The organism is Nocardioides pymetrozini (genome assembly GCF_046058985.1).
GTDB lineage: Bacteria > Actinomycetota > Actinomycetes > Propionibacteriales > Nocardioidaceae > Nocardioides.
In genome coordinates this window covers 291563-313770 of sequence record NZ_CP175557.1, presented here as the reverse complement: position 1 = coordinate 313770, position 22208 = coordinate 291563, and the positions used below count along the sequence as shown (strand labels likewise).

The following is a 22208-nucleotide window of genomic DNA, read 5'->3' as shown; positions in this document are numbered from 1 at the left end:
TGTCAGCGGCTCGGGGCCGACGAGGACGGGCCGTCGATGCCGCGATCGGGCGGCGTGTTCGGGTCGCGGGTGGGGCGGTCCCGCCTGGCCTGGTCGCCGAGGGCGGCCTGCTGCATCAGTGCGCTGGCATCCGGCCGATTCATCGCGCGCTCCCACTCGACCGGGTCGATCGCGTTCTCGAGCGCGGTCGCCACGAGGTCGGCGAGCGGCGGCCGCGCCTCCGTGATCTGATCGAGTGCGACCCACGCCTGCGCACCCTTGCCGTCCAGGTAGGAGCTCAGCGCCAGCATCGCCGCCGGCGTATCGCGGACCTCCTCGGGCGCGCGACGTACGAGGTCGTGCCAGAGCTCGGTGTGGACCGGAGCGTTCGTCCGCGTCATCCGGGTCTCGGCCTCGTTCCGGGCTCCGCTGTCGTGGATCACCGCCAGCACACGCGCGGCATCGACGTCGGAGAGGAGCTGTCGGTCCTTGGTGAACTCATCGAGGCGGGAGCCGAGCCACGCGACCTCCGCCTTGAGCGCAGCCATGTCCATCTTCATGACCCGGTCCTGCGCCGCGGGCAGGTGCTCGGCTACCGGGGCCGGGTCGCCCTGCATGGCGGCTGCGAGGTCCTCGCGCTTGCCACTCGGCGGGGTACGGCCCATCAGAGCGAACTCCGCATCCATGCGGGCGCGGGCCGAGGGATCGACGGTCCCGCTGGCACCGTCGAGAACGTCGAACCACTCATCGCCGTTCACCCACAGCATCGGACCAACGTCCGGGCCGCGGTGGTCGCTGACCAGCCGGTCACCGAGCGCGGAGAGTGCTTCGACGCAGGCCTTCCCGTCGTCCCCGTAGGCGAGGAGTGCGATGCGCTGCGTGGGGTGCCGACGCAGGTAGACGTCAGAGAGCGTCTGTAGGAACGGTTCCATCTCCCGCCGTGAGGGCGGCAGGTCGAGCCGCGATACGGGTCCGCCGCCGATCGGGACACAAACCATCCCTTCGGGGTGGAACCGCAGCAAGTGCGGGACGTAGGAGATCAGTTCGTCATGCGAGCTGATCGTGAGCGTGTTCATCAAGGAGCCCACCTTCCAGGGATTGTGAACGGGACCATGTCTTGTAGAAGCAACCGGTCGCGTAGTGGATCGGACAGTCGACCGGTTAGCGATCAGGGGCAGTCACCGAACGCGCCTGACCTGGCGCATCGGGCGGCATCCACCGGGACGGGCCGGACGGGTTGCAAACTCTGTCATATCGCTCCTTCTATGCGTATGATTAGGATAGTCAGCCAGAATCGAACTTGTCGAGGGGGTGCCTGTGCTCTTCCAGACACCTGAGCGAGCGGCTGCACGCCTGCTTCGCGGGCTAGATCGTGCGACGGTCCTTGTGGGAATGGGCGAGCGCCTACCTGACGTCCTTGTCGCCGCCGTGATTAGGGAGGCGCGGGCGCGTCGTGTCCGGTTGACCTTGCTGGTCGCGGACATCGGCGGACGGTGGGCATTCATCGACCAGGACGCCTTGGCGGACGTCCGGTCGGGCGCGCTGCAGTTGAGGCTACTTGCCGGCGGGGTTCCACCTGCTCTGGCTCCCCGCGTCGGCCACGTCGCCGGGTCGATGTTCGAAGTCGACCGAATGATCGCAACAGGCGAACTGCCGGTCGACGCATACGTCGCCCGCGTCGGTCTCGGCTCAGGGGGGCGACTGACGTTCGGCAGCATCGTCGGATACGGACCGACAGCCCTCGAGGTGGCGGACCGTGTCGGGTTCGAAGTGGTCGAGGAGGGACCCTGGCCGAGGTTCGTCGGGGAGATCGACGTCGACCCGCTGGTCGTGACTGCGGCGGTGCGTGTCGAATCGAGCCCCGACCCGGTTACGCCGCGATCGGCTCCGACTGACGAGCAGAGGCTCGTGGCCCGCACCATCGCCCGGCTCATCCCAGACGGGGCAACCCTCCAGACGGGACTAGGAGCGGTCCCGGCCGCCCTGCTTCCCGAGCTCGCGCAACACGCGGACCTCGGCGTGCACTCCGGCATCCTCCCCGCGGAGCTGAGAGCGCTCATCGCAGCTGGGGTCGTGACGGGAAGCCGCAAGAGCGATGCCCCTGGTCGCCACGTCGCAACGGGCGTCAAGGGGGGAACGCTCGACCCGTGGGGCCCGGACGTCTCTCTGCAGCCGATCGCGCAGACCCACAACCCCGACCGCCTCCGCTCCATCGACCACCTGTGGGCGGTCAACTCCGCGTACGAGATCGACCTCGCTGGCCAGGTCAATGCCGAATGGGTGCGTGGCCGGCGCGTTGCCAGCGGCGGAGGACAAATTGACTTCCTGCGAGCCGCTCGGATGAGCGCCGGTGGTGCAGCGGTCCTAGCGCTGCCTGCCCGCACGTCGCGCGGGCAGTCGCGGATCGTCGCTCGACTCAGCCCTGCCCAACCGCCGACGTCGACCTGGGCCGACCTGGACGTCGTAGTGACCGACCACGGGGTTGCTGACCTGCGCGGCTTGTCCTTCACCGAGCGTGCCGAGGCTGTTGTCCGGATCGCCCACCCCGACGACCGTCGGGCCCTCGGTCGGGCTTCTGCTGAGTTGGACGTTGACTCAGAGTCGCTCCAACCCTACATTTGATGATAATGATAGGTATAATTAGGAGACCCTGTGTCGACGAGTGCTTTATCCGGACTCAAAGTTGTTGAGTTCGCCCACGTAATCGCCGGGCCACTGGCCGGTGCACTGCTAGCCGATCTAGGTGCCGAGGTCGTTCACGTCGAGGACCCGGGTCGCGGCGATCCCCAGCGGAACGCCGGACCGCACAGGGACGGCACCCACCTGTGGTGGAAGGTGTCCGCACGCAACAAACGATCGGTGACCTTGGACCTGCGAAGTGACGATGGCCGGGCCGTTGCCCTTGAGCTGGCCGCGTGGGCCGACGTCGTCATCACCAACTTCCGCGTCTCCACCCTTGAGAAATGGGGGCTGGACTACGCGTCACTGCACGCCGCAAACCCGCGACTTGTGTTGCTGCAGGTGACGGGCTTCGGTGCGAAGTCATCACGTCGCAATCACCCCGGGTTCGGCAAGGTTGGCGAGGCGATGAGCGGCGTTGTCAACATCACCGGGTTCGAGGATGGTCCCCCCGTCCACACCGGGTTCTCCCACGGCGACTCGGTCACCGGCCTGATGGGGGCGTTCGCGGTCCAGGCTGCGCTCTATCGCCGCGACAACGACCCCGACTTCGATGGCGAATGGATCGATCTGGCCCTTTACGAGAGCCTCTACCGGTTGATCGAGTGGCAGGTGATTTTCTACGACCAGTTGGGCGAAGTTCCTCAACGCGCCGGCAATCGTCTTGCGGCAGCGCCGGCCGCCGTAATCAACACCTTCCGCACCTCGGACGGCCACTGGATCACGGTTACATCGGGAACACCAAGGTCGGTGACCAACGTGGCTGCTTTGGTCGGCGAGCCGGTCGAGGACTACGCAACATCGGCTCAGCAAGCCGAGCGCCGCGATCGCTTGGATCGCCTCGTCGCCCAGTGGATCTCACAGCGGGCTCTCGACGAGTGCCTGGAGGTCATGTCCGCGCTGGAAGTGGTCGCCTCCCCGATCTACACCGTTCCGGAAATCTTGGAGGACCCCACCTTCGCCGAGAACGGAAACGTCGTTACGCTCGAGGACCCCGACCTCGGGGAGGTGCGCATGCAGGGCGTCGTCCCGCGAATGACCAACCACCCTGGAGCCGTCAGGCGTACGGCTCCGGCGCTGGGCGAAGACAATGAGCGTGTTTACGGGGACTACCTCGGCAAGGACTCCGTTGAACTCGAGCGACTCCGAAGGGCAGGAGCGATCTGACCGTGACCATGCACCAAGCACAGCTCGGGCGATACTTCGAGGACTTCGGGCCTGGGGATGTCTTCCAGCATCCGTTTGGTCGGACTATCAGCGAGGCCGACTGCACCTGGTTCACATTGTTGACCTGCAACACGAACCAGAACCACTTCAACAGTCACCTTGCATCTCAGAACCCCGTATCGGGTGGTCGCATTCTGGTCAACTCCGGCCTGACCATCGCCATCGTCCTCGGACTGTCTGTGATCGACATGAGCCAGAACGCCGTCGCTAACCTCGGCATGACCGACCTGCGTCTCACCCATCCGGTGTACGTCGGGGACACGCTCTATGCAGAAAGCATTTGTCGCGAAGTGCGCCCGAGCGAGTCCCGCCCGGGCTTCGGCATCGTCTCCATGACAACCCGTGGCCTCAATCAGGATGGCGACGAGGTCCTCCGGTGGGAACGGTCCGTGCTGCTGCCCGGTCGGCAGAGCGGTATCGGTCGGGGCTACTTCCCGGTGGCCAAGTCCGGCCCGCTAGCGGAGACGGCGGACTACTCGTGACGCTCGACGAGGCGCGTTTGCGTGAGTTGCTCGACCGGCAGGCGATTCTGGACTGCCTTGTGCGATGCGCAAGGGGCGTCGATCGACTCGACGCGGATCTGATCCGCTCGGCTTACCACCCGGATGCACTTGACGACCACGGCATGTTCGTCGGAGACCGGGACGAGTTCTGCCGATGGGCGGTCGAACTGCACACGTCCGCTCACATAGCCCACCAACATCATCTGACGAATCACACGTGCCGCCTCGATGGGGACAGCGCCGACGCGGAGACCTATTTCGTCTTCACGGCAGTCAACCGTCCGACGTCCGAGGGCGAGGCACCCACTGTTGTCACCAGTGGCGGCAGGTACATCGACCGTCTGGAACAGCGAGCAGGGGAGTGGCGCATTTCAGTACGGCTGGTCGTCCGCGAGTGGTCGGTCGTCCATCCAACGACCGCGCCCGCAGGCGGCGGGGTCACTGCGGTTGGCCGGGCACTATCCAGCGCGGACGTGAGTCTCATGGGAGGCGGGCCGACTGGCCACAGGAACGGACTGGACCCGTCTTACACGCAGGCGGGCGTCCGACCTGAAAGGCTCGCCGCCGGCCGCGCCGCACGAGGCGTGCACCTGTGAAGGCGGTTGTAGTACCTCGTTACGGCGCGCCCAACGTCCTCCAGGTCATGGACCTGCCCCCGCCCGTGCCGGGCCCCGGAGAGGTCATTGTGCGGGTGGCAGCCGCAGCAGTGAACCCGACCGACGCCCAGCTTAGGGCTGGTCGCCAAGAACGATTTCTAGACGGCCGGGAACCGCCCTACATCCCCGGGATGGACCTCGCGGGCACCGTCCTGACGGAGGGTGTGCGTTGGAGCGCTGGTGATCGCGTGATCGGGGTCGTGTCCGCGTGGCGGCCCTCGGGCGGTGCGCAAGCTGAGCTGGTCGCGGTCGACGAGCGATCTTTGGCATCCATGCCCAGCACGTGCGGGTTCGTAGCGGGCAGTGCCGTCGCTATGAACGCCCTGACAGCTTGGGTTGCGCTCGACACTCTTGACGTGGGGCCAGACACTCAGGTCGCCGTCCTAGGCGCCGGCGGCGCTGTTGGGTCGGTCGCGGTGGAAATCTCAGTGGCCCGCGGCGCCGAAGTGCTAGCTATAGCGCGCGCGACAGATCGAGACTGGCTCCTCCGTCGTGGAGCCGCGGAGGTGCTTGAGCGAGCTCCGGAAACTGGGCGTCACGGGAGCGCGTGGGTGGTCGTCGACGCGACGCCGGGGGACCTGACCTCCGCTTCGCGCCTCGTCGGTCATGGTGGCAGAATTGCTGCGATGAGACCGTATGCCGAGATCGTGAGGCAGGATCTCGATGTCACCGCTGTGTTCGTCCCTGACCATCTGTGCGCTTCCGAAGCCCTCGCCGGCATCGTCGACCTGGTGGAACGCGGGGCAATTGAGGCGAGAGTTGCGATGGAGGTCACCCCTGAGCGAGCTGCGGATGCCCACGCTGCTATCGAAGCCGGAGGTCTTCGGGGAAGACCCGTCATCGTCTTCTGAACGATGCTGATTCGCACTCAGCCCCAAGAGATGGTCGATGCCGTGAACTGAGGCTCTACCTCGCTCATGCGGCCAAGGTAGTAGTGCATGTGCTTGCGCATGAGGTCTTCCGCGAGATCTGGATCGCCCTTGATAATCGCCTGCCCGATTTCTCGATGCTCCTCGCGAATCGACGGAGCTACCCGCTGGCTGATGATGCCGGCAGAGACGACTTTGGTCGTGTAAAGCTGCTTCAGCGCGGTGGCCACGAGGTCGATGACGCTGTTGCCCGTCATGCTGCCCACAACGTAGTGGAAGTCATTCGCCGCGTCGACGAAGCGGCTGTCGAGCGCGGTGGCCTCGGCTTCCGCCGCAAGGGCGTTCGCCAGGCGCTCTCGCGCCTCCGAATCGGTGTTAGACGCCGCCAGCCGAGCCACCATCGGCTCGATGAAGATGCGCGTCTCGATGAGCTCGGCGATCGTAGCGTGACGAAGGCTCAGATACAGAGAAAATGTTCGCCCGACATCCCGAGGGTCGACCGCCAAGAGTATGGGACCGCCGCCCGGGCCCGATTTGAGGCTGATCAGTCCATGGGTCTCCAGGATGCGCAACGCCTCGCGCAACGAACCGCGACCGACGCCGAACCGCTCCACCATCGCGGCTTCATTGGGCAGGCGATCGCCCGGCCCAAGGTCTTCGCGAATGACGTCATCAACCAAGGCTGCCGCGATGCGCTCGGATGTCTTGACCGGCCGAGACAGCTGCGCGGGCGCGGAGTCAAGGAACCCCCGCCGACGCTGTGCGACGCCGTCCGCGGAATCCATGCGGTTGGTTGTCATGCCCCAAGAGTAGCGGGCTCCAACAAGACAAACTATGCTTATGAAACGAACCATTGACCGCAATGGGTCGTTGCGCGTAACGTGCCTCACACGAGGTCGGCAAGGCGCTAGCGCCGCTGGCAACAGGCCGCAGCGAAGTGTGAGGAGCACGGCGTGAGCTACTTGGGCATGACCGGAGGCCACAGGCACCTGATCGACGGACGACTCGTTGAGGGCGAGGGCACATTCGAAATCGTGTCCCCATGGTCAGGTGAAGTCATCGCCAGCACGCCAGAGGCCACGCTGCAGGAGACGGCCTCTGCGATCAGTGCGGCTCGCCGAGCGTTCGACGAGGGCCCCTGGCCGCGGATGAGGCGGGAGGAGCGCGCGCGGATCCTCCGCCGCTTCGCCGATGAGCTGCAGGCGCGACGCGATGAACTCGTGAATATCGCCATCCATCAGGCGGGAGCGGTGCACTCGCTCGCCGTATCTTGGCAGACCGACTCCCCTCTCGAGGCGGCGTACGGCTACGCCGACGCGGCCGCCAGGTACGAAGAAGTGGAATCCACGGTGCACCATGGAGCGCCCCTCTCCGGCGCGACTGGCCCGCGAAGGACGCGGATCGTGCAGCGCACGCCCGCTGGCGTCATCAGCGCAATCACCCCGTTCAACTACCCATTCCGGGTGAACGTGCAGAAGGTCTTTCCGGCGCTCGCCGTGGGCTGCACCGTCATCCTCAAGCCCCACCCCACGACCTCCCTAGATGCTGCCCTCATGGCAGAAGCGGCCAACGCGGCAGACCTCCCGCGGGGCACACTCAACATTCTCCTCGGAGCCGGCGCCAACGTCGGCGAAATGCTGGTCGCGGACGCTGGCATCGACAAGGTGAGCTTCACCGGCAGCACCGCCACTGGGCGTCGGATCATGGAGCTCGCGGCACCAACGATCAAGAACGTGGTGCTCGAACTGGGGGGCAAGTCAGCAAACATCGTCTGCGCCGATGCCAATCTTGACCGGTTCTTCGCCACTGAGCCCGGCAACCTCAAGCACGCCGGGCAAGGATGTGGCCAGCTGACCCGCCTCCTCGTCGACCGTCGCATCTACGAAGACGTCACGACTCGACTTGCTCATCAAATGCAGCAGATCCCCGGCGGGGAAGCCGACGACCCGAATACCGGGCTCGGACCTGTCGCCAACCGCGCGCAGTACGAGCGTGTGCTCGACTACATCGACGTGGGACGCCAAGAGGGTGCAAAGATCGCCGTCGGAGGTGGTCCGTCCCCGAAGCACGACGAGGGTTATCACATCGAGCCCACGCTGTTCACAAACGTCGACAACGCGATGCGCATTGCTCAGGAGGAGATCTTCGGACCGGTGCTGGTCGCGATCCCCTTCGATGGAGAGCAGGATGCCATCCGGATCGCCAACGACTCCATCTACGGAATCAACGGCACCGTGTGGAGCGAAGACTTGGACCAGGCATGGCGGATCGCGAGCGCGGTCCGGACGGGAAACTTCGGAGTCAACTGCCTGGCTGCGGTTACCGAGGGGCCCCACGGCGGGTTCAAGCAGACCGGTATCGGCCGCGAGTGGGGCAAGTACAGCCTCGACGAGTATGTCGAGCTTCGGGCATTCGAGACCCACGGCTGACACGCGGCACCTCCGGGCGATGTCACCTTCACGCATACGAACCAACGACAGAAAGCAGGAGCAATAGAGATGGGTGAACTGCAGGAGCGCATTGCATTCATCACCGGCGGCGCTTCCGGCATGGGCCGGGCGACCGCGCTGCTGATGGCATCCGAGGGCGCGACAGTTATCGTCGCCGACCTCGATGAGACAGGTGCGAAATCCGTGGTCAGCGAGATCGAGGAAGCAGGTGGCCACGGACTGGCGATGGCACTGGACGTGACCGACACGTCGGCGGTCGAGGAGTGCTGCCGAGCCGTCGACGACAAGTTCGGCCGGCTCGACATTGCCTTCGCCAACGCCGGCACACCCGGCGCCACCGGCAACGAAGTCACTCGCGAGCAGTACGACCTTTCGGTCGGGATCAACCTGACGGGCGCCTACTACACGGCCCAGGCGGCCATCCCGCTGCTGAGGAAGTCCCAGCACACCGGGTCGATCCTCTTTACGTCATCAACCGCCGGCCTCGTAGGCTCCCACCTGAGCCCGCTGTACTCGGCATCCAAGGGCGGCGTCGTCATGTTGGCGAAGTCGTTGGCCCTGAACCTCGCCCCTGAGATCCGAGTCAACGTCATCTGCCCCGGACCAATCGACACCCCGATGCTTCCGAAGTTCTGGTCGCGAGAGTCGAACGACGACATTGACCAGCGTCTCGATGCCTGGGTCGAGAAGGACATCCCGCTCCGGCGGCGAGGCAAGCCTGAAGAAATTGCCCAAGCCGCGCTTTTCCTCGCAAGCGACCGAGCCAGCTTCATCACCGGCGTCGCGCTGCCGGTGGATGGCGGTTTCGTCGCGAAATAGACAACTGAAGACATCACCGGCCACGGATGGCAACCGTCCATCTGCCACAGTGCCCCACCTGGGGACGCCGGCGCCCCACACGGAACGTCGGGTCGTCCCGTGCCTTGACTACTGACGCATGACCACTCAGGAGACACGATGAACAACTCGTTCCAGTCCAGTGAGCTCTCTCGCCGCTCACTCCTCAAGTTCGCAGGCGTGGGGGCCGTCGCTCTGTCCAGCTCCTCGCTCCTCGCCGCGTGCGCCGGCCGCGACGCCGGCGTCCCGGACAAGGCCAATCCGTTGCTGATGGATCACCTGGTCGCAAACGTTCCCGCTTTCGATTCGACGCATGCGGCTTTCGCCGCCTCAGCCAAGGCGCTGGAGGCGAAGTCGGAATTCACCTCCCACGACGGTGACATCCAGAAAGGCCTTTCGCAGGTACAGCAGTTCGGGTCGCTCGGTGTGCTGGGCGTGCATTCGGCAATCTTCGCCGACGGCAGTATCGACCGGTACTCCCAGATCCTTGCGGATCAAAAGGTTGCAAACACGAACCTGGCCAACCGCCTACCCTGGCTGGCTCCTACGGACCCCAAGTTCAATGGCTACTACCTGGGCACCGTCGGGGGTCCGTTCGCGGATGAGGCCTACATCGTGTCCAAGATCTTGTTCGAACGCGGCGGGAACAAGGGCGAGGTCATCTTGCTGGGGGGTCCGAAGGGCGGATACTCCGAGACCGGCCGGCGGTTCGGAGTGATGAAGGCCATCAGCGAGACACCCGGTGTCACCGTTGTCGCGAACTCCTATACCGACTGGGATCAGAGCAAGGCACAAGCCGCCCTCGAGACGCTCCTCCCTGCGCATCCCGACGTCAAGTTCGTCCTGGCGTTCAACGACGGAGTCGCCCTCGGAGCACTCGCGGCGCTTAAGGCAGCACGAAACACCACGGCGCTCCTTTGCGGGATGGATGGCGACCCAGGCTTCCTCGAGGTAATGGAGAACGAAGAACGGATCGTCTGCACCTCAGGCGGCATGATCGCGTTCTCCGGCGTGCTTGCGGCTGTCCGGCTTTACGACTTCATCAATGGAATCGAGCTCAACCCACTCGAGTCCTTCATGAACACTGACTCGGTGATCATTGACACCCCAGAAGCTGCGAGCGCGCTCCTGGAGCTCACGAGCGAGGACAAGCCCGTGCTCTGGGACGCGACCAAGATGTCGCGGCACCTCAATGGTGACGATTGGATCACCCAGCACCGCTGCCTTGTGGCAGACCCGGCGACTGACGAGTGGGCCGAGGGCGCTTCCAACCCGACGCCGCGACCGGAGGGCTTTGCGTGGCCAGACAGCTATCAGAAGGCGATGGACGCGGGTGAACTTACCACGCTCAACAGAGACTGGGAGTCGCGGTTCGAAGACCCGTACGGATCGGTCCGAGCGAAGGCGCAGTTCCAGGAAGGCGTTCTAGGTGCGCTGAAGGCTGGAGTCAGCGTCGGCTAACCCAGTCCGCTCATGCCCACCACTGAGTCCGAAGGAGGTAACGAGTGATGGCACCAGCGCTCGGAGTGCACGCCAGCCGCGTGAACACGGTCAAGCCCGGCTCGATCGCGGCCCCTCTGCCCCCGACAAGAACCTGTCCAGTGCTGCGCGGTGTTGTCCGAGAACGCACCTGTTCGCCAGGGCGTTCGCGGTGGCCCTTCCGACCGTACTCCTCGAAGACGCCGAGGTATGCGCGGGCGTGGCATGGTCGCCTCTATGACGCCTGTGATACCTCCACGACCGAAGTGCCCGTCGGGGCCGGCGTCAAGGTCCGCTGATAGATCCCTGAACCACAGGAGACTGAAGATGTCAACGATCGCGCCCCGCCTGGGCGACTACCGCGAGAAGTATCAGCGGATCCGCCTCGAACGCTCCGACAGCGGCGTCCTGGTTGCGACGCTTCACACCCACGGCGGCTCGCTCGTCTGGGACACGACGGTCCACGATGAGCTCGCCTACTTGTTCACCGACATTGCATGCGACCCCGATAACAAGGTCGTCGTGCTGACGGGCGCCGGCGAGTCATTCTGCGCTGACATCGACTTCAGCAGCTTCGTGTTGGCCCGCCCGCTGGACTGGGACAACAGCGTGTTCGAGGGCCAGCGGTTGCTCAACAATCTACTGTCTATAAGGATACCCGTCATCAGTGCTGTCAACGGCCCGGCGACCATCCACTCCGAGTTAGCGATCCTCGCCGACATCGTCATTGCTTCGAGAACCGCCTCTTTCCAAGACAATGCTCACTTCCCGAACGGCATCGTTCCGGGTGACGGTGTGCACACAGCTTGGATCCACGCCATCGGCTCGAAGAGGGCCAAGTACTTCCTACTTACCGGCCAGGAGTTGTCAGCGCATGACGCGCAGGAGGCCGGCGCGGTGGACGAGGTTGTCGAACCGGAAGAGGTCCTCGACCGTGCTCTCGAGCTTGCGAGCAGCATGGCCCGCAAATCTGTACTTGCGCTGAGGTACTCGCGTGAGGTCCTCAACAGAGACATCCGCGCCCGGATGCAGGCAGACCTGGGACCTGGGCTTGCCTTCGAAGCGCTCGCCGCCTTGGACCGGTCATGAGTAACGTCAGCGGTCCCGTAGTGCTCGAGGCGAATAACGTTGACAAGCGATATCCGGGCGTTCATGCCGTCGATCACGTGACGCTCGCGGTGCGGCGGGGTGAGGTTGTCGGGCTTGTCGGCGAGAACGGTGCTGGAAAGTCCACACTTCTCAGCCTGCTCTCCGGCTCCGAGCAGCCGGACTATGGGGACGTACGCGTCCACGGCGGGCCGCCAGGTCTCGCCAGTTATGCTGAAGCCAATCAGCGCGGAGTCTACCGGGCGCACCAGGACCAAGGGCTCTTGGCGAACCTGACGGTCACTGAGAATCTCTTCATCGGACACGAGAGCAAGTTCACGACGCTCGGCGTCCTGCGTCCCAGACGCATGCGGGCCGCCGCCCGGCGCTACCTTGAGCGAGACGACATGATGAAAGAGCACCTCGATGCTGCTGCCCTGGTCTCGGAGCTGCCCTTAGATCAGCGGCAGCTCGTTGAAATCACCCGTGCTTTCGCTGTCGCTGAGCTGCTAGGGGTGGAGCACCCCATCGTCTTATTGGACGAAACGACTGCCTCGCTCAATCAGGATGAGGTGGCTGACCTCTTCCGGTACGTTCGAGCGCAACGCGACCGGGCATCGTTCGTCCTCGTCAGTCATCGACTTGACGAGATCCTTGACCTTTGCGATCGCATCTATGTCATCAAGGACGGCCGTGTCGTGGCGGAGCGCCGGGTCGCGGAGACCAACGAAGCCGAGTTGCACGCCTTGATGGTTGGCCGCGAACGCGAGCACAACCACTATTTGGAGGATCGCAAGAAGGTGTCGTTCGGGGACACCGCGCTGCAGGTCAAGGGGTTGACGGCGTCGCCGCACTTCTCCGACGTCTCAATCACTGTCCGTCGCGGTGAGATCCTCGGGATCGGCGGACTGACTGGGTGCGGGAAGTCGAGCTTTGCGCAGGCGCTATCGGGTGACATCTCCGCGGAGGGCCACGTCTCGGTAGGGGGCGTCGCCTTGAAGAGCGGCCGTCCCACCGACCGCGTCGGAAAGCTCGCCTACGGACCGCTCGATCGTCACGGCGAGGGTGTCAGCCTCCTTCAGTCGATTCGCTGGAACACGACCTGGTCCAGCATGAGACAACTGAAGCGGGGTCCCCTGCTGGACTTGGGCCGAGAGCGAAAGCTCGTCGCAAGCGCGATGCGACGCTACCGCGTCGCTGCACCGAGTATGGAGACCTTTGTCGGCTCGCTGAGTGGCGGCAACCAACAGAAGGTGATGCTTGCAAGACTCGTCGCCTCCGGGGCCGAGGTGTTGGTCCTGGACAACCCGACACGGGGAGTCGACGTTGGAGCGCGTCAAGAGATATACGCCCAACTCCGAGACCTCACAGACCAAGGTCTGGCGATCGTCATGATCACCGACGACCTGCGCGAGCTGATCGGAATGGGCGACCGCATCGCAGCTATGAAGGATGGCCGCATCGTGCACGAGTGGGACGTCGAAGCCGCACGCCTACTCACAGAAGAAGACATCGTCGCAAGGATGGTCTAAGTCATGTCATTTGAAGTCACCGAGGCCGAGCGGCCCGTCGAGGCCGCGCTAGAACCCCCTCCCCGGAGCGGAAGATCACGCGAACTCTGGGCCAAATGGGGAATCAAGTTCCTGCCGTACGCGCTGGTTGTCGGGCTGATTGTCTACTTCACCGCGCGTAGTGCGCTGTTCCTCACCGAGGACAACATCCTGAACATCCTGCGTGCCTCCTCTGTACTCATGGTGTTGGCCTGCGCGTCCACCCTCGTGATCGTCGCGGGCAGTATTGACCTCTCGGTCGGCGCGGTGGCCGCACTGACGGGGACCCTGGCGGTCCAGTTCACCAACGACGGGCACCCCGCCTGGGTCTGGCTCGCCCTTCCGATCGGTCTCGCGTGCGGTCTTTTGAACGGATTCCTCGTCGCATACGCCAAACTCCCATCGTTCCTGACGACGCTCGGCATTCTTTTCATCTTCAACGGGTTGGCCCTCCGGCTCACAGGAGGAGCGGCAGAGTCAATGACCCACGAGACCCTGGATAATCTCACAAACGGCGCGACGATTGGCGGGATCCCCAACATCATCTGGTGGGCCGTCATCGGGTTTGTCGTCGTTGCCGTAATTGCGTACCGGACGCCCTTCGGTCGGCGGATCTACGCGATCGGCGGCAACGAGCGAGTTGCGAGGCTTTCGGGACTACCTGTCAACCGAACAAAGCTCTGGATGTTTGGACTGTCGGGGCTGTTCGCCGGTGCCGGTGGACTCATGCTGATTGGTCAGGGCGGCGGATCTTCGCCCGGCATGGGCGATGCGTTTCTCCTCAACGCGATCGCCGCGGTCGTCATGGGTGGCACCGCGTTGAACGGGGGTGCAGGTGGCCCCGCCCGCACGATCGTCGGCGTTCTGACCCTCGGCATTGTCACCAACGGCATGACGCTTACTCAAGTGGACCCAAACTACCAGACGGTGATCTTCGGGGTCATCGTGCTTCTGGCGGTCCTCGTTACCGTACGTAGAACCGAGACGGGCGTTGTGAAGTAGCTGCAGACCGCGCGGACAGGGCTGGACCGAATTTCGTAATCAGTTCGAAGGAGGATGTGTGATGGGCAAGCTGGATGGAAAGGTTGCGGTGGTGACCGGCGCGGCTCAGGGGATGGGTGAGGCGCATGCGCGGCGCCTCGTGGCTGAGGGAGCGCGTGTTGTGCTGACCGACGTCAATGTCGAGCGCGGCGAGGCGATCGCAGCTGAACTTGGATCAAACGCCGTCTTTATGCGTCATGACGTGGCGTCCTTGACGGAATGGACCGCGGTGGTGGGTCGTACCGAGGAAGCCTTTGGGAGCATTACTGTGCTCGTGAACAACGCGGGCATCATCGGTCCGATCACCGACACTGTGTCCATGAGTGAGGACGACTACCTCGCCGTCATTGCTGTGAACCAGAACTCGCAGTTTTACGGTATGAAGGCAGTGATCCCATCGATGATCGCTGCCGGCGGTGGATCGATAGTCAACATCTCATCCACAGCCGGGATGAAGGTCGCAATCGGATCCCCCAACCTGGCTTATGTGGGAAGCAAGTACGCATCCCGAGGGATGACGAAGTTCGTCGCGGTCGAGTACGGCCCCAAGGGCATTCGCGTGAACTCAATCCACCCTGGGTTCATCATGACGCCCATGATGGCGGCGGCGACGGACGAGACTGGTGGCGGCATCGCCGACGTCGTCCCGTTGCGACGGATCGGCGATCCGGATGAGGTGTCACGTCTAGTGACCTTCCTCGCGTCGGACGAATCGTCGTACATCAGCGGGATGGAACATGTGATTGACGGGGCCCTTACGGCCTCGTGACAGGCCGGCCGCAGGTCTATTCGAGGGGTGGCGATGCCGGTGATTGCAGTTCGCTCCGACGGGCCGCAGGTGCCCTTTCTCGCGGCGGCCGGAGCTGGGAAAGGCGAACAGCAGGCTCCAGCTCAGTTTGCGTGTTGCGCCAGTGATGTCGCGAAGGATGACGCAGTGTTGATGCACAGGATGCCAAGGCCGGCTTTCGCGCTTAGCGCGTCGCCTAGGACATCGTGCTCGCCAACGGTGCAGCGTTCGCATACCGTAATACGGCCGCTGACTCGGACGGCATCCGTGTTGCAGCGCGTGGGAAGCTGTACGGAGGTCGCACGGTGATCCGACATGTGGCGATCGTCGAGCTGTCTTCCGACTGCGCACCGGATGATCGTGACGCGCTGGTCGCTCAGATCCGTGCTCTTGGAGCCACCATCCCGACGGTCGCGGCCATGACGGTCGGAATCGCCCGTGATAGCAGCGGACAGGCCTTGAACCGGATCTGTCTGGTCTCTGACCATCGCACGTGGGACGACCTGGACACCTACCTCCGAGATCCGGCACACCAGGCCGTCGCGCGCGAGGTGGGTCGCCTGCGGGAAAGTGCGATGGGTGCGGACTTCGAAGTTCGCTGACTGCCAGTACGCCGTCGATGGCGCGTTCGGCGTCGGGGGAGGCTGCTACCCCTGAGGCCGCCGCGCCGAAAGCGCACCCCAATTTTCGCTGCAGCGGTGCCAACCAGCGATGGGCCCCTGTGAGTTGGATGCGCAGCGCAAGCGCTGGACCGCGGGCATCGAACAAGTACCGAAGTCCGCCTCCGCCCGAAATGAACTCGACCAGAAGGATCATTCATGCAGCTCAAAGGTAAGCGCGTCATTGTGACTGGCGGTGGAAGCGGTATCGGCCTGGAGACCGCGAAGTCGCTGGCGAAAGAGGGCGCGCGCGTCGTCGTTTTGGACATCAACGAAGAGGCCGGCAAGCAGGCTGTGGTCGAGGCCCAGGAGCTCGGCCCGGGGCCGGTCATCTTCTCGCGCTGCGACATCTCGAAGCAGGACGAGGTGAACGCGGTCTTCGACGATGCCGCGGCTCTACTCGACGGTCTGGACGTCATGCTCAACATCGCCGGCAATGAGAAGAACGTCCCGGCCGAGGACGTCACCGAGTCGGAGATCAACCTCATCTTCGATGTCCATGTGAAGGGGACCATGTATACGAACGCCGCGGCGTTCCGACACCTGAAGTCCGACGGCGGGTCGATCGTCAACTACACCTCGCTCGCCGGAATCACGGGGTACCCGGGGAACCCCATCTACGGCGCCGCCAAGGGGGCAGTGACTTCGTGGACCCGCAATATCGCCAAGGACTGGGGGCGCTACCGGATCCGCGCGAACGCAGTCGCTCCGTTCGTGATGACTCCAATGGCGCAAGGCTCATTCGATCAAGTCAGTCCCGAGGAGCTTGATAAGATCAAGAGCTGGTTCAAGATGATGGTCCCTCTGGGCGGCTGGCTGGGCGAAACGCGAGATGCCGCCAACGCAAATGTCTTCCTTGCCAGTGAGGCGTCACGATTCATCACCGGCCAGATCTTGTCGGTGGACGGTGGATTCGCGATGGTGCGTTGAGCGTCCGAATGAATCTCTCATTCTAGCTGGGGGCGAATGCGGTCGCGGTAGGAGCGGAGGTCTGGACTTTCGTCGGACCGCCGTCACCGCCCCTTCCAATCCGGTGCGCGCTTCTCGGCGAAGGCGCGAATCCCCTCCCCGTAGTCAGCTGCCCTCTTGATCTCCGCGAACTCCCGCGCAGAACGCTCCCAGTGATGCTCCTCGGAGCCGATGTGTCCGTCGTCGATCCCCAGCGCCATGCGCTTGGTCGCTTGCACCGCGAGGGGCGCGTTCACTGTGATGCGCTCCGCGAGCTCGATCGCGGCGGACAACAGCTGATCGCGAGGCACGACTCGGTTCACGAGGCCTAGGGCGTGAGCCCTCTCGGCGCTGAGCGAGTCTCCTGTGAGGAGCAGCTCCATCGCGATCTTCGCCGGGAGTTGCTGGGGGAGCCGGAAAGCTCCTCCGGCGCCGGCCATCAAACCACGCTTGACCTCGGGAAGGCCGAAGCTCGCAGTGTCCGCCGCTACGATCAGGTCGCTCGCGAGCGCGAGCTCCGTGCCGCCTCCGAGAGCGGCGCCGTTGACCGCCGCGATGATCGGCTTGCTAACCACGTGCTTCACGAAGCCTGCGAAGTGCCACTTCTCGAACTCTTCCTCGGAGGCGTAGGTCGCGTCGCCGCGCGTGGCGGCTTTCAGGTCCGCTCCGGCGCAGAACGCGCGATCGCCGGCGCCCGTCAGGATGATCACCCGGATCGTAGGGTCGTGCGCAGCGCTCTCAAGCGCGGCGCCCAGAAGTCCGGAGACCTCCGCGTTGACCGCGTTGCTTGCGCTAGGGCGGTTGAGCGTCAGGATGAGGTTGTGCCCCCGCGTCTCCTTGAGCAGCGCCGGCCCGGAGTCATGCTCCGACGATGGTGTCATCCGTCTTTCCTTCCCTCTGGGTCCCGTGGACAGGACTCAAGTCAATGATAGTCTATCTAGCGTGCGCTATGGAGACCTGACCGCGATGAAAGCACGCCGGGCTGGAGAGACCCCATGAAGCCGCGGGGTGCCATCGCCGGACTCGGCATGACTGCGATCGGCAAGGTCTACGGACGCACAGCTGAGGATTTCGCCGACGAAGCGGTCGTGCGCGCCTGCCGGGACGCCGGCCTTAGCTTGTCCGACATCGATGGCCTGCTGGTGAATGCCGGAGCCATGCGGGGTGTGAACCTACGACTAGCGAAGCGATTGGGGCTGGGAGACCTACGGCTCGCAGCGGATGTCCAGTCGTTCGGCTCATCGGCAGGCGCCATGGTCCAGATGGCCTGCAGTGCGATCTCCGCGGGCGTCGCGAGCACGGTGGCGTGCGTCTTCGCCGACGACCCGTTGCGGGAGGGCGCGTCCACGGGTTCCAGGTATGTCGGCGCGCAGGACCGCTTGGTCGGCCTGCGCGACCTGCCGCCTGCTGTCGGACTGCGCGGTGCGTTGATGGGCTACGCCATGGCTGCCCGGCGGCACATGGCGAGGTACGGAACCACCTCCCTCGACCTCGCAGCGGTAGCCGTGGCTACGCGGTCGTGGGCAGCGATGAACCCGCTCGCGCAGATGCGTGAGCCACTCACGGTCGCGGACCATCAGGCCTCTCGCATGATCGCTGACCCGTTCCATCTCTTCGACTGCTGCGTGGTCTCCAACGGCGGGATTGCGGTCATCGTCACCTCCGCGGACCGTGCCCGTGACCTCGCCCAGCCCTTGGTCACGATCGTGGGCATGGGGCAGTCGCACCCGGACTATCCGATGGACCGTCGCAGCACGTTCGGTCTGGTGACAGGCGCGGCGGAATCGGGCAAGCAAGCCTACGAGATGGCGGGCGTCTCGCCCCAGGACATCGCTGTCGCGGAGATCTACGACTGCTTCACCTTCACAACGCTGATCAGCGCCGAGGACTACGGATTCTGCGACAAGGGTCAGGGCGGCGAGTTCTTCGGTTCGGGAGCCACGGGCCCCGGAGGACGGCTGCCGATCAATACCGGCGGGGGGCAGCTGTCGGGCTACTACATGTGGGGCATGACGCCGCTCTCTGAGGGCGTCATGCAAGCCCGTGGGCAAGCCGGCGAGCGACAGGTCGATCGGCACGACCTCGTCCTGGTGAGCGGGAACGGTGGCACGCTCGATGACCACTCGACTCTCATCCTGGCAACCCAGGAGGCGTGATGGAGCGCGGACTCTTTGCCCTCGAGCGCGACGCCTGGTCCGCTCCGTTCTTCGACGCGGCGGCCCGCGGACAGCTGCTGATCCTCCACTGCGACGACTGTCAGAACTGGTCCTCGCCGCTCGCGCGACGCTGCACGTTCTGCTCTTCGGAACGGGTCACATGGGCGGAGTCCGACGGCCGTGGGGAAGTCGTCACCTGGGTGGTCCCTCACGTCCGAGGAGGCGCGGGGACCGAGCCGGCGTACGTCGTGGCGATCGTCGAGCTCCCCGAGGGCCCGTGGATCTATGCGCACGGTCCGGCCGATCTCGAGCTTCACATCGGACAGCAGGTGGCCATCGGCTTCATGCCGGTTGCCGGGGGAGAGCCGCTACCGTACTTATCTAGCGCACGCTCTTGACGAGCGAGTGAGCGCCGCGTAACTTGAGGAGAGGCAGGAGCGGACAAGCCCGCACGACTGCATCCGCCCCGGCGCCCCGTGTCAGCACCTGACGTCGTGTAGTCGTGCGATCGCAGCTTCCCGTCAGCTGAGTTGCCCCACTGACGAGACCCACGAGCCAACGAGAGAGGGAACCTCGCGTGAAAACAGGCGTGATCTCGATGAACACCGACGAGGACGGGATCCCTCCACTCGATCTCGCTCGTCTGGTGGAGGACAGTGGCATCGAGTCGCTGTGGCTTCCCGACCACTCTCACATCGGCGTCGGTTCGAGCGTGCCGACCGAGTCGAAGGTGCAGTACGGCGGTGGCGACGAGGAGGAGCGTGAGCAGCGCTTCAAGGTGTCACCCGGCGGTCTTCCGCGCGAGTACTATCGCAACTTCGAGCAGATGACCACTCTCGCAGCGATGGGCGCGGTGACGTCGACGCTCAGGCTGGCCTCTGGTATCTGCCTCGTCGTCCAGCGCGATCCCTTCTACCTCGCGAAGCAGATCGCGTCGATCGACCACTTCACGGGTGGCCGGTACATCTTCGGCGTCGGAGCTGGAGCGCCGTGGAACGCCGAGGAGCTGCAGAATCACGGCGTCAACCTGAAGAAGCGGACTGGCTTGATGCTCGAGCGCATCGAGGCGATCAAGCAGATCTGGGCCGAGGACAAAGCGGAGTACCACGGCACCCAGGTCGACTTCGCCCCGATCTTCAGTTGGCCCAAGCCCAAGACCCACCCCCACCCGCCGATCATGATGGGCGGGACGGGGCCCACCGTGCTCGACCGAGTCCTGAGTCATGCCGACGGATGGTTCCCCGGACACACCGACGACATGTTCGACTCCCTCGGTGACCGGATTGCGGAGCTGCGGGAGCGAGCGGCCGGTCTCGGTAGGACCGTCGATATCACCCTCAACTTCGGCCGTGTCGAATGCGTCGACCAGTACCTGGAACTAGGACTCGATCGAGTGGTGTACGTCCTTCCGGCGATGGCGGATCCGAGCGAGGTCCGGCGCGCCGTCCGGGAGATCGCCGACATAGCGGAGCAGGTCCGAGGGGCTACTGCTTCCAGCGTCCCGTCGGCGTAGCGCCACGTCCTGCCCACCCCCATATAGGTCTCACAGAAAGCCCCATGATGAGTTTCCGTAAGTCCCCCGAGGACATCGCCCGCATCAACGCCACCCTGCAGAACAAGCGCCTCAGTGGAGAGCGACTCGAGGTTGCGTTCCGCAGCGACCCTGATGTCATCGCTAAGATCATGCCGAAGCCGCTGAAGCCCGCCGGCACGGACAAGGTCGTCGTGCGGGTCACCCGGTGGGTGACGAACTACTGCGGCACCTTCACGATGGCGGGGCTGTACCTCGACGCCGAGCACGACGGTCAGAGCGGCGAGTACGTGTTGTCGATGTTCATCGACTCCTACGACGCCGCGCTCCTCATCGGGAGGGAGGGGTTCGGCGAGCCCAAGAAGATGGGGTCCGTCGAGCTCGTGCGGTGCGGCAACTCCTTCATGGGCACGGTCGACCGCTTGGGGACCCGCCTCATGACTCTGAAGGTCGAGGCCGGCGAGGACCTCGGTCCCAGCAAGGGCAGCCAGGCAGGGAATCTGTACTCGATCAAGGCGACGCTGGACCTGGATGGAACCCTCCAGGGCGACGCGTTCCTCATGGCGCAGCAGCTCGAGGTCAACAGCTCAGAGACGCGGACCGGACCTGGCAGCCTGGTGTTGGGCGGATCGCCGCACGATCCCATCGATGAGTTCCCCATCCTCGAGGTGCTCTCCGGCTCCTATGCCGTACAGGAGTTGTACGGCAGTCGGTACCCAGACGGCGGCTACCAGCGTGCCGTGATCCCGGGGGAGGAGTTCCTTCCCTACCACTACGGCCGGCTCGACGACTGGAGCGCGCACGACGTGCTTAGCGGGCTCCGAGGAGCCTAGTGCGGGCGAATCCGCGGAGAGCCGAAATGCCATCTCAGCGAAGCGTGCCCTCCTCGCCCCGGCTGGAGGGTCGAGCGATCCTCGTCACCGGTTCCACTCGGGGGATCGGGCGCGCCATCGCGGAGAGAGCTGCCCTCGAGGGCGCTCTGGTGGTGGTGACCGGTAGGGACGCGAGCGCTGGAGAAATGGTCGTGTCCTCCATCGAGGCGACCGGAGGGCGAGCGCTCTTCCACCCGGCCGACGTCACCCGGGCAGACGAAGTTGAGGCCCTCGTGGCGGCTGCGGCCGACGCTGGAAGCGTACTGCGCGGCCTGGTGGTCAATGCCGCCAGCGTCGAGCTTGGCAACGGCGACGGTCCTGTGACCGAGATCGAGCTCGCCGACTGGGAACGCATGATGACGGCGAACTTGACCTCGGTCTTCCTCACTTTGAAGTTCGGGTTGCGAGCGATGGTCGACGCCAAGGGAGGTGGTTCGGTCGTCCTCATCGGGTCCCTCGCCGCGACGCGAGGACTTGTCGGGATGGACGGCTACACCACCGCGAAAGGCGGGATGGCAGCCCTCAACAGGTCGGTGGCCACCTACTACTCGCGCTATCGCATCCGATGCAACTACGTGTCGTTGGGGCTGGTGGACAGCGGGACCGAGCGCGCAGTGCGGGCCATGCAGAGCTCCGAGTTCCGCCGGGCCAACGCTGCGTGGCAGCTGGGTCGCATCGGCCGTCCGGAAGAGGTCGCCACCGTCGCTGCTCACCTGCTTTCCGACGAGTCGTCCTTCATGAACGGAGCGCAGGTCCCCCTCGACGGCGGAGCCTTCGCCGCTTCGCACAAGCCCCAGCCTTCGGTGGGCGATCTGCCGGGAATATCGCGGGAGGCATGGGACGAAGTCGATGGGGAGGTCGGCGTCGGATGAGCTCCACCGATAGCACTTCGAAGGAGC

General features: G+C 64.6%; 22 protein-coding genes. 19 read left to right on the top strand and 3 right to left on the bottom strand.

Annotated features, from left to right (window positions below):
- Nucleotides 1–2: 2 nt before the first annotated feature.
- Nucleotides 3–1055, bottom strand: a complete 1053-nt coding sequence (locus ACJ5H2_RS23115; RefSeq protein ID WP_408899798.1) for a DUF4192 domain-containing protein — start codon at nucleotides 1053–1055, stop codon at nucleotides 3–5.
- A gap of 241 nt (nucleotides 1056–1296) precedes the next feature.
- Here ACJ5H2_RS23115 and ACJ5H2_RS23110 point away from each other — a divergent pair, with 241 nt between their 5' ends.
- The 5 genes from ACJ5H2_RS23110 (at nucleotide 1297) to ACJ5H2_RS23090 (ending at nucleotide 5895) form a co-directional block, all read left to right on the top strand.
- Entirely contained in the window at nucleotides 1297–2601 is a 1305-nt protein-coding gene (locus tag ACJ5H2_RS23110; protein ID WP_408899797.1) for an acetyl-CoA hydrolase/transferase C-terminal domain-containing protein, read from the top strand.
- A 30-nt stretch (nucleotides 2602–2631) separates the two neighbouring features.
- Nucleotides 2632–3825, top strand: coding sequence for a CaiB/BaiF CoA transferase family protein (locus ACJ5H2_RS23105; protein ID WP_408899796.1), 1194 nt, complete (start codon nucleotides 2632–2634; stop codon nucleotides 3823–3825).
- 2 nt (nucleotides 3826–3827) lie between these two features.
- Nucleotides 3828–4367, top strand: a complete 540-nt coding sequence (locus ACJ5H2_RS23100; RefSeq protein ID WP_408899795.1) for a MaoC family dehydratase — start codon at nucleotides 3828–3830, stop codon at nucleotides 4365–4367.
- Nucleotides 4364–4984: a nuclear transport factor 2 family protein gene (locus tag ACJ5H2_RS23095; RefSeq protein ID WP_408899794.1), complete on the top strand. Its 621-nt coding sequence runs from the start codon at nucleotides 4364–4366 to the stop codon at nucleotides 4982–4984. The genes ACJ5H2_RS23100 and ACJ5H2_RS23095 overlap by 4 nt, the downstream gene beginning before the upstream one ends.
- Before the next feature lie 95 nt (nucleotides 4985–5079).
- Nucleotides 5080–5895: an alcohol dehydrogenase catalytic domain-containing protein gene (locus tag ACJ5H2_RS23090; protein WP_408899793.1), complete on the top strand. Its 816-nt coding sequence runs from the start codon at nucleotides 5080–5082 to the stop codon at nucleotides 5893–5895.
- 17 nt (nucleotides 5896–5912) lie between these two features.
- On the opposite strand, the gene ACJ5H2_RS23085 is transcribed toward ACJ5H2_RS23090, so the two are convergent.
- A complete protein-coding gene (locus ACJ5H2_RS23085) occupies nucleotides 5913–6713 on the bottom strand; it encodes a FadR/GntR family transcriptional regulator (RefSeq protein WP_408899792.1) in 801 nt (266 codons plus the stop codon).
- Between the two features lie 153 nt (nucleotides 6714–6866).
- Between ACJ5H2_RS23085 and ACJ5H2_RS23080 the strand changes: the two genes are divergently transcribed.
- The 9 genes from ACJ5H2_RS23080 to ACJ5H2_RS23040 all read left to right on the top strand — a co-directional run bounded on the left by ACJ5H2_RS23080 (nucleotide 6867) and on the right by ACJ5H2_RS23040 (nucleotide 16732).
- Nucleotides 6867–8342: an aldehyde dehydrogenase family protein gene (locus ACJ5H2_RS23080; protein WP_408899791.1), complete on the top strand. Its 1476-nt coding sequence runs from the start codon at nucleotides 6867–6869 to the stop codon at nucleotides 8340–8342.
- Between the two features lie 69 nt (nucleotides 8343–8411).
- Nucleotides 8412–9182, top strand: coding sequence for an SDR family NAD(P)-dependent oxidoreductase (locus tag ACJ5H2_RS23075; protein ID WP_408899790.1), 771 nt, complete (start codon nucleotides 8412–8414; stop codon nucleotides 9180–9182).
- A 138-nt stretch (nucleotides 9183–9320) separates the two neighbouring features.
- Entirely contained in the window at nucleotides 9321–10661 is a 1341-nt protein-coding gene (locus ACJ5H2_RS23070; protein WP_408899789.1) for a substrate-binding domain-containing protein, read from the top strand.
- 345 nt (nucleotides 10662–11006) lie between these two features.
- Nucleotides 11007–11768, top strand: a complete 762-nt coding sequence (locus ACJ5H2_RS23065; protein WP_408899788.1) for an enoyl-CoA hydratase/isomerase family protein — start codon at nucleotides 11007–11009, stop codon at nucleotides 11766–11768.
- Nucleotides 11765–13297, top strand: a complete 1533-nt coding sequence (locus ACJ5H2_RS23060) for a sugar ABC transporter ATP-binding protein (protein ID WP_408899787.1) — start codon at nucleotides 11765–11767, stop codon at nucleotides 13295–13297. The genes ACJ5H2_RS23065 and ACJ5H2_RS23060 overlap by 4 nt, the downstream gene beginning before the upstream one ends.
- 3 nt (nucleotides 13298–13300) lie before the next feature.
- A complete protein-coding gene (locus ACJ5H2_RS23055) occupies nucleotides 13301–14317 on the top strand; it encodes an ABC transporter permease (RefSeq protein ID WP_408899786.1) in 1017 nt (338 codons plus the stop codon).
- 61 nt (nucleotides 14318–14378) lie between these two features.
- Nucleotides 14379–15125: an SDR family NAD(P)-dependent oxidoreductase gene (locus tag ACJ5H2_RS23050; RefSeq protein WP_408899785.1), complete on the top strand. Its 747-nt coding sequence runs from the start codon at nucleotides 14379–14381 to the stop codon at nucleotides 15123–15125.
- 224 nt (nucleotides 15126–15349) lie between these two features.
- On the top strand, nucleotides 15350–15745 hold the full coding sequence (locus tag ACJ5H2_RS23045; RefSeq protein WP_408899784.1) for a Dabb family protein: 396 nt from the start codon (nucleotides 15350–15352) through the stop codon (nucleotides 15743–15745).
- 216 nt (nucleotides 15746–15961) lie between these two features.
- Nucleotides 15962–16732: an SDR family NAD(P)-dependent oxidoreductase gene (locus tag ACJ5H2_RS23040; protein WP_408899783.1), complete on the top strand. Its 771-nt coding sequence runs from the start codon at nucleotides 15962–15964 to the stop codon at nucleotides 16730–16732.
- A gap of 83 nt (nucleotides 16733–16815) precedes the next feature.
- Here ACJ5H2_RS23040 and ACJ5H2_RS23035 read toward each other — a convergent pair whose 3' ends face one another.
- A complete protein-coding gene (locus tag ACJ5H2_RS23035; protein ID WP_408899782.1) occupies nucleotides 16816–17631 on the bottom strand; it encodes a crotonase/enoyl-CoA hydratase family protein in 816 nt (271 codons plus the stop codon).
- 114 nt (nucleotides 17632–17745) lie between these two features.
- On the opposite strand from ACJ5H2_RS23035, the gene ACJ5H2_RS23030 reads away from it, so the two are divergent.
- The 5 genes from ACJ5H2_RS23030 to ACJ5H2_RS23010 all read left to right on the top strand — a co-directional run bounded on the left by ACJ5H2_RS23030 (nucleotide 17746) and on the right by ACJ5H2_RS23010 (nucleotide 22181).
- Nucleotides 17746–18906, top strand: a complete 1161-nt coding sequence (locus tag ACJ5H2_RS23030) for a thiolase family protein (RefSeq protein WP_408899781.1) — start codon at nucleotides 17746–17748, stop codon at nucleotides 18904–18906.
- Nucleotides 18906–19304 (top strand): Zn-ribbon domain-containing OB-fold protein, encoded by a 399-nt coding sequence (locus tag ACJ5H2_RS23025; RefSeq protein WP_408899780.1) that lies wholly within the window; start codon nucleotides 18906–18908, stop codon nucleotides 19302–19304. The genes ACJ5H2_RS23030 and ACJ5H2_RS23025 overlap by 1 nt, the downstream gene beginning before the upstream one ends.
- A 200-nt stretch (nucleotides 19305–19504) precedes the next feature.
- Complete coding sequence (locus ACJ5H2_RS23020) at nucleotides 19505–20419, top strand: TIGR03619 family F420-dependent LLM class oxidoreductase (protein WP_408899779.1); 915 nt, start codon at nucleotides 19505–19507, stop codon at nucleotides 20417–20419.
- A gap of 44 nt (nucleotides 20420–20463) precedes the next feature.
- Nucleotides 20464–21270 (top strand): acetoacetate decarboxylase family protein, encoded by an 807-nt coding sequence (locus ACJ5H2_RS23015; RefSeq protein WP_408899778.1) that lies wholly within the window; start codon nucleotides 20464–20466, stop codon nucleotides 21268–21270.
- 26 nt (nucleotides 21271–21296) lie between these two features.
- Nucleotides 21297–22181, top strand: a complete 885-nt coding sequence (locus tag ACJ5H2_RS23010; protein WP_408899777.1) for an SDR family NAD(P)-dependent oxidoreductase — start codon at nucleotides 21297–21299, stop codon at nucleotides 22179–22181.
- Nucleotides 22182–22208 lie beyond the last annotated feature (27 nt).

Excerpts from the sequence above, each read along its gene's own strand:
- ACJ5H2_RS23115 (WP_408899798.1), bottom strand. The coding sequence starts at position 1,055 with ATGAACACGCTCACGATCAGCTCGCATGACGAACTGATCTCCTACGTC.
- ACJ5H2_RS23085 (WP_408899792.1), bottom strand. The coding sequence starts at position 6,713 with ATGACAACCAACCGCATGGATTCCGCGGACGGCGTCGCACAGCGTCGG.
- ACJ5H2_RS23075 (WP_408899790.1), top strand. The coding sequence starts at position 8,412 with ATGGGTGAACTGCAGGAGCGCATTGCATTCATCACCGGCGGCGCTTCC.
- ACJ5H2_RS23070 (WP_408899789.1), top strand. The coding sequence starts at position 9,321 with ATGAACAACTCGTTCCAGTCCAGTGAGCTCTCTCGCCGCTCACTCCTC.
- ACJ5H2_RS23065 (WP_408899788.1), top strand. The coding sequence starts at position 11,007 with ATGTCAACGATCGCGCCCCGCCTGGGCGACTACCGCGAGAAGTATCAG.
- ACJ5H2_RS23060 (WP_408899787.1), top strand. The coding sequence starts at position 11,765 with ATGAGTAACGTCAGCGGTCCCGTAGTGCTCGAGGCGAATAACGTTGAC.
- ACJ5H2_RS23055 (WP_408899786.1), top strand. The coding sequence starts at position 13,301 with ATGTCATTTGAAGTCACCGAGGCCGAGCGGCCCGTCGAGGCCGCGCTA.
- ACJ5H2_RS23050 (WP_408899785.1), top strand. The coding sequence starts at position 14,379 with ATGGGCAAGCTGGATGGAAAGGTTGCGGTGGTGACCGGCGCGGCTCAG.
- ACJ5H2_RS23040 (WP_408899783.1), top strand. The coding sequence starts at position 15,962 with ATGCAGCTCAAAGGTAAGCGCGTCATTGTGACTGGCGGTGGAAGCGGT.
- ACJ5H2_RS23035 (WP_408899782.1), bottom strand. The coding sequence starts at position 17,631 with ATGACACCATCGTCGGAGCATGACTCCGGGCCGGCGCTGCTCAAGGAG.
- ACJ5H2_RS23030 (WP_408899781.1), top strand. The coding sequence starts at position 17,746 with ATGAAGCCGCGGGGTGCCATCGCCGGACTCGGCATGACTGCGATCGGC.
- ACJ5H2_RS23025 (WP_408899780.1), top strand. The coding sequence starts at position 18,906 with ATGGAGCGCGGACTCTTTGCCCTCGAGCGCGACGCCTGGTCCGCTCCG.
- ACJ5H2_RS23020 (WP_408899779.1), top strand. The coding sequence starts at position 19,505 with ATGAACACCGACGAGGACGGGATCCCTCCACTCGATCTCGCTCGTCTG.
- ACJ5H2_RS23015 (WP_408899778.1), top strand. The coding sequence starts at position 20,464 with ATGATGAGTTTCCGTAAGTCCCCCGAGGACATCGCCCGCATCAACGCC.
- ACJ5H2_RS23010 (WP_408899777.1), top strand. The coding sequence starts at position 21,297 with ATGCCATCTCAGCGAAGCGTGCCCTCCTCGCCCCGGCTGGAGGGTCGA.